Source organism: Seonamhaeicola sp. NFXS20, assembly GCF_049132085.1.
In the GTDB taxonomy this organism is placed as follows: domain Bacteria; phylum Bacteroidota; class Bacteroidia; order Flavobacteriales; family Flavobacteriaceae; genus Seonamhaeicola.
Map to the genome: position 1 here is coordinate 685,899 of NZ_JAFMPU010000002.1, position 9,121 is coordinate 695,019.

Here is a 9,121-nt window from a genome sequence, read left to right on the forward strand (position 1 = left end):
AAAGTAATTTAGACGGATAACACTTCAACTTAGTTAAACACCAAAAAAATTACAGACAAACATTTCTTTACAATGAAATTTAACACTAATCATTTTTATCGCGTATCATTAAAACATCATGTTCTTTTTTGGTTAGTTTATTTTACGCTAAACACTTTAAGATGGGGCAGCTATTTTAGTGACATTAAAGAATTTCCTTATTTATATTCCTTAACAACCAACTTAATAGGATTCCCTATTCACATGATTTTATGCTATTTAAACATTTATGTTTTAATGCCAAAGTTTGCTTTTAAGAAGAGATACACTCGCTATATTTTTTTAATTCTTTCTGCCATTTTCATAATGGTATTTGTTAAATTTAATTTAACCTACTACCTAGTTAGCACAAATGTTTGGCCAGAAGGCCCAGAACCTATAAGTGTAATGACCATTGATTACACTATAGATATGATGTTTGGAGAGCTTTACGTAATTACATTTGTAACCGCTATTAAAATAACTTTAGATTTTTTAGAAGAACACAAAAGAGTAGCCGATTTAGAGAAAGCACAATTAGAAACAGAATTACTTTTCCTAAAAACTCAAATATCACCACATTTCTTTTTTAACACACTTAATAACATCTACTCTTTGGCTGTTGAAAACTCCAAAAAAACTCCAAAAATCATATTGAAATTATCTGAATTAATGCGCTACCTTTTATATGACACAGGAAGCAAAAGACAATCTTTAGAAAATGAAATACTATGCATTCAAAACTATATTGATTTAGAACGTATTAGACATAATGATGGACTTGAAGTAAACATGTCTATTTCTGGCGATATACAAGACAAAAAAATTGCACCTATTTTGCTACTCACTTTTATAGAAAATGCTTTTAAACACGGGGCTCAAAAAAATATTGGAAAAGTTAAAATTGATATTAATTTAACAATTAATAAAGATTTTCTTTACTTTACAATCTCAAACCCTTTACCCTTAAAAACTAAGCATAAAGAACGCTTTAACAAATCCAGTGGTATTGGGTTAGAAAACGTAAAAAAAAGGCTTGCTTTGGGCTATAACAAAGAAGACTACAAACTATCAATACGAAATAAAAACAACATGTTTGTAGTAAAACTAAAAATAAAAGTTGCATAATAGCCAAAATAGCTATTAAGAAAATTTATACTTAAAAAGTTAGTGAAATGAAAACAAAATGTTTGATTATAGATGATGAACCATTAGCTATTAATGTTATTAAAAATTATTTAGAAAAGATTGAAAATTTTGAAATTGTTACAACTTTCACTAATGCTATAGATAGCTTAAATTATCTAAAAACAGAAACAGTTGATGTTATTTTTCTAGACATAAACATGCCTGTTTTAGACGGATTAAACTTTATTAAAAGTTTAGAAAATCCTCCTTTAATTATTATAACCACCGCTTACGAAGATTTTGCTCTTGAAACTTATGAGTTAGATGTACTTGATTATTTAGTAAAACCTATAGAGTTTCCTCGGTTTATGAAAGCTTTAAACAAAGTAAACCGAAGGCTAGAAAACAATAAATCTGTAAACGAATCTACTGATCGCCCTTATCTTTTTGTTAAAATAGACAAAAAGAAAATGAAAAAAATCTATCTAGATGAAATCTTAACGGTTGAATCACTAAAAGACTACCTAAAAATAAATACCACTACCGGAAAATACATTATACACAGTACACTATCAGATTTTACAAACCTGCTTCCATCTAGAGACTTTATAAGAATTCATCGCTCCTACACTATAGCCATTAATAAAATTGATGCTGTTGAAGGGAATAGTGTAGAAATAGAAGGTCTTAGATATGTAATAGGTAGATCATACTTAGAAGAAGTAAAGCAAAAAATTCTAAATTCTTCAATATAACCACCACGTTATTAAACTTTTACTTTTTTTAAATTGCACTTTACAAACACATTCAACAACTCTCTTGTTTTTCAAACTGTTAAGTTCTCTCAAGCAATATAATCAATTAAGCTTTATTTAACACATTAATTCTGTTTTAGTCGAAGCACTGAAGTTATTCGTCGAAATTTTTAATTCACAAGAAATGGAAATATTTAAGTTTAGTTAATTATTAGTACTTTCAAGGTAAAATAACCCTTAAATTAAAGTTAAAACCACGTTAATTTTTTAGCTTATTTTTTAACAAATACATTAAAATGATAATCTCAATATATAACTAAAACATAATTTATGAAATAAACAATTACCTTATTATTATACTAAAAACTAACTTACAATATAACTCAAAACAGTTTTTAGTTAAAAAAAACAAAATTTAACTAATTGTCTAACAATAATAACTAAACAGATCTTATGAAAATTAAATTAAGTAGTAGGTTTTTCTATTTAAAAAGAAGGCTGCTAATAACTATTTTTAATTCTTTTGTTTTGTTGTGTTTTACTGGTGTTTATGCATCTTCCACAAACACAATTGAAACTGAAAAAAAAATAAACAAAGCCGCTCAGCAATTACAAATAACAGGTATGGTATACGATAGTAACGGAATACCTTTAGCTGGAGCAAATGTTCTTGAAAAAAACACCACTAATGGTGTTCAAACAGATTTTGATGGAAACTTTGTAATAAATGTTTCTAGTTCAAATGCAACCCTTGTAGTTTCATACATAGGTTTTATCACTAAAGAAGTTGCTGTTAGTAACAAAACTAATTTTACCATTACTTTAGAAGAAGATGTCTCTCAACTAGAAGAAGTTGTGGTTGTTGGTTATGGTACACAGAAAAAAGTAAACTTAACGGCTGCTGTTTCTCAAATTAGCAGTGAAGCTTTTGAGAACAGACCAACAGCAAATGCAATACAGTCTTTACAAGGTGCTGTTCCTGGTTTAGTAGTTAGTAATACAGCCCTTGGTGGACAACCTGGAGCTAGCCCAGATATAAATATTCGTGGTTTTATTACAAGTGGTGGAACTGGTGATATTGATGATGCTGGACCATTAGTATTAATTGACGGCATTGAAATGGGATTAGATGATATTGACCCTGAAGACATAGAATCTGTTTCAGTGCTTAAAGATGCTGCTGCTGCTTCTATTTATGGTTCTCGTGCTGCAGGTGGTGCTGTTTTAGTAACTACCAAAAGTGGTAAAAACATGAATGGAGGTTTTAAAGTTACCTATAGTAATAACTTTCAATTCTCTAGACCTTCAGCATGGCCAAAATCAGCAAGTCCAATTAACTTCGCTTACGCAATACAAGATGCTAGACGAAACAATGGTGAAGGTGATTATTGGACAGAAGAAGAATATGGTTATATTATTCAAAACATGGAAAACCCTGGAAGTGCACCTTCTGGTATAGAAGATATTGACAATAATAATTCATGGAATGTTACTAATTTAGGTATGGGGGCAACATCTGCTACAGATTGGGAAGACTTCCTCTTTAAAGATTATGCGCTAAAAACCAAACATAATTTAAGTTTCTCTGGTGGTAATGAAAAAATAAACTATTATTTTTCTGCAGGTGCATACAACGAAGAAGGTTTGTTAGTTCATGGCGATGAAGGTTTTAACCGATACAACGTTGATGCAAAATTCTCTGCAAAAGCAAATGATTGGTTAACCATAGAGTTTGTATCTAAATTTTTAAAGAGTGACTCTAACTTCCCTTCAGATATGGGAAGAGGTAGTGTGGCAAATAATACCTCTAGAATATTAGATGCTATAACAAAATTAAAACCAACTTTACCAACAGTTGATGATTTAGGCAACCCACTACAACAAGCCCAATACCCTTTTTGGGAAAATCAACGTTATGAGACCGAGAACAATCAATTAGTATTATCTCCAAGGTTTATTATAGAACCAATTAAAGACTTAAAATTCACGGCTCAACTTAATTATAGAAGAAATAATAATTTTCAAGCATATAAATTAATTGAAACAGAATTCACAAATCCAGATGGGTCTACTTTTTCTGCGCTTTCAAGAAGTGGTTATAGTTCTGCTTATGAGCCAACCTATATAAATAACGAATACTTTTCTCCAAATTTATATGCCACTTATGATAAATCAATAAACAAGCATAATTTTAATGCTACTGTAGGATATCAAAGTGAAGCTTATAGTTATGATGCTATTTCAGCATCAGTAGCAAATCTTATTTCTGAAAACTATATATCTATTAGTACATCAGAATTAACAAATGAAGATGGTGATGTAACCAGAAGTGTAGATGACGCATTATCTCATTGGGCTATACAAAGTATATTTAGTAGATTTAGATATAATTACGACGAAAAATATTTATTTGAATTTAGTTATAGACGTGATGGTTCATCAAGATTCGAACCAGATAATAGATGGGCTGGTTTTCCTTCTTACTCTGTTGGATATAATGTAGCTAAAGAAGACTTTTGGCCTTTTGATAATGTAAACACATTTAAATTAAGAGGTTCTTATGGTACTCTAGGAAACCAAAACGTAAACAATTACCTTTATGTTTCTTCTATAGATGCCGATGGTACAGGCTCATTTTTATTCAATGGTAGTCAAGAACTCTTAGCTCAAACACCAAGTCTTACCAGTGAAAGTTTAACATGGGAACGCGTAAAAACCACCGATATAGGTTTTGATCTTGGAGCCTTTAATAACAAACTAAATGTAGGTTTCTCTTGGTACAGAACCGATATTGAGGGAATGGCCGCTCCTGGTTTAGATTTACCATCACAATTAGGAACAACATCTCCATTAACAAATATTGGAACCTCTAGAGTTCAAGGTTGGGATTTTGAGGCTTCTTGGAGACAACAATTAGGTGATTTTAGTTATAATATTAGAGCTGTATTATCTGACTATAAAAGAACCATAGTTGATTATCCTAATGAAACTAATGACTTCACTCAAACATATTGGAATGGAAAAGATTTAGGCGAAATATGGGGATTAACATGGGATGGATGGTTTATGACCGATGATGAAGCAGCAAATTATACAATAGACCAATCATTTGTAAGAACAGGTACTTGGGCTGCCGGAGATACTAAATACAAAGATTTAAATGGAGATGGAGTTATAGATAGAGGAAATTGGGTAAAAGGAGACACAGGAGATTTTAGTGTCATTGGAAATTCTACACCTCGTTACCAATATTCCTTTAACATAGGCTTAAACTACAAAAATTGGGATATGAATATGTTTGTACAAGGAGTTGGTAAGAGAGATGTTTTAGTTTCTAACCACCAAAGATTTAGAGGACCTGCACAAGGAGAATTACATGCTATGGTTTATGAAGAGCATTTAGATTATTTTAGACCTGAAGATACTGATAGCCCTTTAGGACCAAATACAGATGCCTATTTCCCTGCTCCCTACTCTAACAACCCTGGTAATAATAATAGAAATTACAGGTTTGCAGTAGATAGATATTTACAAAATGGTGCTTATGCCAGACTTAAAAATTTACAAATAGGATATACTATCCCTAATGAAATTACAAGTAAGTATCATATTTCTAAAATTAGATTATTTATTGCTGGTGAAAACCTTCTTACAATTTCAGATATGTTATTCTATGATCCTGAATTTGTTGCAGGTAGTTTTGGTAGTGCATCAGCATATCCATTATCATCAACTTTTTCTACTGGAATAAACGTATCATTTTAATCAATAAACTAATTGAATTATGAAAAATATATTAAAATTAATCACCCTTTGCTTGATGATACCTTTATCATCTTGTGAAGATTTTTTAGACAAAACCCCTTTAGATGAGGTTTCAGAGGCTGATTATTACTCTACTCCTGAAGAATTAAGAATTGCTGCTAATGGGTTTTACAGAGATTTACCTTCTTGGGCAAATGCAGGAACTGGATCTTCAGCATTACCTGATAATGGAACAGATTTAGTGATGAATCAAACTCCTTCTGATAGATTATTGGGTATATATACTGTTCCTACAGCATCAACTGCATCAATATGGAGTTGGGATGAAGTAAGAGAAGCTAATTGGTTTTTAGACCATACAGATCAAGCTTCAGGAGACCAAACAGATATAGATCATTACACCGGCGAAGGTTACTTTTTTAGAGCATACTACTATTTTAATTTGTTAATTGATTATGGTGATTTACCCATTTTCCCTGAATATTTTGACAATACAGATGAAGAATATGTATATGCCTCTAGAGACCCAAGAAATGAAGTTGCAGATTTTATTTTATCTGATTTAGATACTGCCATTTCTCTATTAAAGTCTTTTCCTGATTTAGATACATACCCTAGAGTTAGTAAAGAAGCTGCACAAATGCTTAAAGCAAGAGTTGCTCTTTTTGAAGGTACTTGGGAAAAATACCATAGCGGTACTGATTTTGGTGTTGATGGTTCTGACGGATCATCATATTTACAAATTGCTGCAGATGCTGCAGAAGATATTATTGATAGTGGGATTTTCTCACTTCACAATGACTATGGATCATTATTTAACACTTCAGGATTAACCGGTAACAGCGAAATGATATTGTGGAGAGATTATGATTATGCTGGTTTATCAGTAGGAAATGATTTACAGATTTCATGGCCAAATAACTGTTCTTACACCCGTTTTGCTATACGTAGTTACCTTTGTGCAGATGGTTTACCTCTTTCAGAAACTAATTTGGAGGTAAATGACAATGATTTATCTACTATAGAAGAAAACAGAGATCCTAGACTAGCTGCAACTTTAATGGTTCCTGGAGATATTACAAGACTGGACAATGGAACATATACATACTGGACAGTTCCGTATCTCGAAAATGCTAACGGAGGGTATGAATCTCAAAAATACAGAGATTATAATACTTATAGTGATGAAGATAATAACTATACAAGAAGCACATCTAAAGTTATAATGCGTTATGCCGAAGCCTTATTAATATTTGCTGAAGCTAAAGCAGAATTAGGTACTATTTCTCAAGCCGATTTAGATAAGTCAGTCAATTTATTACGAGACCGTGTTGGTATGCCATATATGTCTTTAACACCAGTTACAGATTCTGAATGGCCTGATTACGGATATACTTTATCCCCTATATTACAAGAAATTCGTAGAGAAAGAACTGTAGAACTTATGGCAGAAGGATTTAGATTAAATGATTTATTAAGATGGAGAGCGCATGAGTTATTTAATGGAGATACACCTTTAGGAGCTTATTTTTATGATGGTATTGTTGAAAATGGAGTTGGAACTACCACAATCTATTTAGACGAAAATGACTATCTTGACCCATACCAACCTTATGGTGCTTTTGATTTTGATGAAACCAAAGCTTATCTAAAACCTCTTCCTTTAGATGAACTTAGTCTTAACCCTAACCTAACTCAAAACCCTGGTTGGGAGTAATAATTAAATATTATTATATTATAAAAAATCTCGTTATAAAAATATAACGAGATTTTTTTTTCTACATCCCATATTGCCTACTTTAATAATTATAGTACATTATTTATCGAACACACAAAGTTATTGGTCGAAATAATTAAAAATCACCCCCTATTATTTAATAATTTTATTACTCAATTAATTAAGGTTATATATTTATAAAATAATAAATAACCCTTAAAATTAATTTTATCTTAAAAACACATGGCAAAATCACAAACTACCCCTAACACCAACCTAATCCCCATAGCAATCATAGCGAGTTTATTTTTCATCTTTGGCTTTGTCACTTGGATAAACGGAGCCTTAATACCCTTTATGAAAACCATCAATGAGTTAACCGATGCCCAATCCTATTTAGTAGCCTCAGCATCCTACATATCCTTTGTGGTTATGGCCTTACCAGCCTCATACATTTTAAACAAAATAGGCTACAGAAAAGGCATGTCATTAGGTTTAATAATCATGGCTATAGGGGCCTTAGTTTTTATACCAGCAGCCGAAGCCAGAACCTATTGGGTCTTTTTAACAGGTATATTTATTCAAGGCACTGGAATGACCTTACTACAAACAGCTTCAAACCCATACATTACCATTTTAGGACCAATTGAAAGTGGTGCCAAACGTATAGCCATTATGGGAATAGCCAATAAAGTAGCAGGGGCTTTAGGGTCCTTAATTTTTGGCGCCCTATTACTATCTGGTATAGACAAAGTAAAAGAACAACTAGAAACCGCTTCAGCAGAAGAAAAAGGCGTGCTTTTAGATACTATGGCAGACAGTGTTTTTATGCCTTATTTAATAATGGCCATTGTACTTGTAGTACTTGGTATTTTAATAAGAAAAGCGCCTTTACCTCATGTTGAAGCCGAAGAAACCAAAGCAGCAGACACCACCAATACTACGGCAAAAACCAGTATTTTTCAGTTCCCACACCTATGGCTTGGGGTTTTAACACTTTTTGTTTATGTAGGTGCCGAAGTAATAGCTGGAGATACCATTATAGCTTACGGAATATCCTTAGGATTCCCAGCTGCCGAAGCAAAATTCTTTACCACATTAACCCTATTGGCTATGGTATTTACCTATGCCTTAGGCGTATTTTTAATACCAAAATATTTAAAACAAGGCACCGCGCTTAGAATTAGTGCTGCTTTAGGAATTATTTTTAGCACTTGTATTCTACTTACCACAGGCTTTACATCTGTTTTATTTGTAGCCGCCTTAGGTATTTCTAACGCTTTAGTATGGCCAGCTGTATGGCCACTAACATTAGATGGTTTAGGGAAATTCACCAAAACAGCTTCGGCTTTATTAATTATGGCCATTTCAGGTGGCGCTATCATCCCGCCTTTATACGGAAGGATTGTAGATTTAAATAAACATGAATTAATAGCTAACGGCATACAAGAAGCAGACGCTATGGCTTCTGCATCAACCAGTAGTTACTGGATTTTAATCCCGTGCTATGCCTTTATTCTGTTTTTTGCCGTTTGGGGTCATAAGTACAAAAGTTGGTCAAAAAAACAATAATAAAACACAAAAGAAATATAAAAAGCAACCATGTTACAGAGTAATATAGACAAAGCCACTGGTTTTGAAAAAAGATTTGAAAACGTAGGCACCATTGTTTTTGAAAACTCAACCGAAGCCTCAAAAGCAGTAGCCCAAGAAATAGCCGATTTAATCAAAGTAAAGC

The 9,121-nt window shown here is 32.3% G+C and carries 5 protein-coding genes; all 5 read left to right on the plus strand.

Going from position 1 to position 9,121, the window contains the following annotated elements:
- The first annotated feature begins 72 nt into the window (after positions 1-72).
- On the plus strand, positions 73-1,146 hold the full coding sequence (locus tag J1D01_RS06180; protein ID WP_372937189.1) for a sensor histidine kinase: 1,074 nt from the start codon (positions 73-75) through the stop codon (positions 1,144-1,146).
- A 47-nt stretch (positions 1,147-1,193) separates the two neighbouring features.
- Positions 1,194-1,901 (plus strand): LytR/AlgR family response regulator transcription factor, encoded by a 708-nt coding sequence (locus J1D01_RS06185; RefSeq protein WP_372937190.1) that lies wholly within the window; start codon positions 1,194-1,196, stop codon positions 1,899-1,901.
- Positions 1,902-2,354: 453 nt separating this feature from the next.
- The gene (locus tag J1D01_RS06190; RefSeq protein ID WP_421150192.1) at positions 2,355-5,666 is read left to right on the plus strand and encodes a SusC/RagA family TonB-linked outer membrane protein; all 3,312 of its coding nucleotides are present in this window, start codon (positions 2,355-2,357) and stop codon (positions 5,664-5,666) included.
- Positions 5,667-5,685: 19 nt separating this feature from the next.
- Complete coding sequence (locus tag J1D01_RS06195; RefSeq protein ID WP_421150193.1) at positions 5,686-7,383, plus strand: RagB/SusD family nutrient uptake outer membrane protein; 1,698 nt, start codon at positions 5,686-5,688, stop codon at positions 7,381-7,383.
- Between the two features lie 243 nt (positions 7,384-7,626).
- Positions 7,627-8,955: a sugar MFS transporter gene (locus J1D01_RS06200; protein WP_421150194.1), complete on the plus strand. Its 1,329-nt coding sequence runs from the start codon at positions 7,627-7,629 to the stop codon at positions 8,953-8,955.
- Positions 8,956-9,121 lie beyond the last annotated feature (166 nt).

Excerpts from the sequence above, each read along its gene's own strand:
- J1D01_RS06180 (WP_372937189.1), top strand. The coding sequence starts at position 73 with ATGAAATTTAACACTAATCATTTTTATCGCGTATCATTAAAACATCAT.
- J1D01_RS06185 (WP_372937190.1), top strand. The coding sequence starts at position 1,194 with ATGAAAACAAAATGTTTGATTATAGATGATGAACCATTAGCTATTAAT.
- J1D01_RS06190 (WP_421150192.1), top strand. The coding sequence starts at position 2,355 with ATGAAAATTAAATTAAGTAGTAGGTTTTTCTATTTAAAAAGAAGGCTG.
- J1D01_RS06195 (WP_421150193.1), top strand. The coding sequence starts at position 5,686 with ATGAAAAATATATTAAAATTAATCACCCTTTGCTTGATGATACCTTTA.
- J1D01_RS06200 (WP_421150194.1), top strand. The coding sequence starts at position 7,627 with ATGGCAAAATCACAAACTACCCCTAACACCAACCTAATCCCCATAGCA.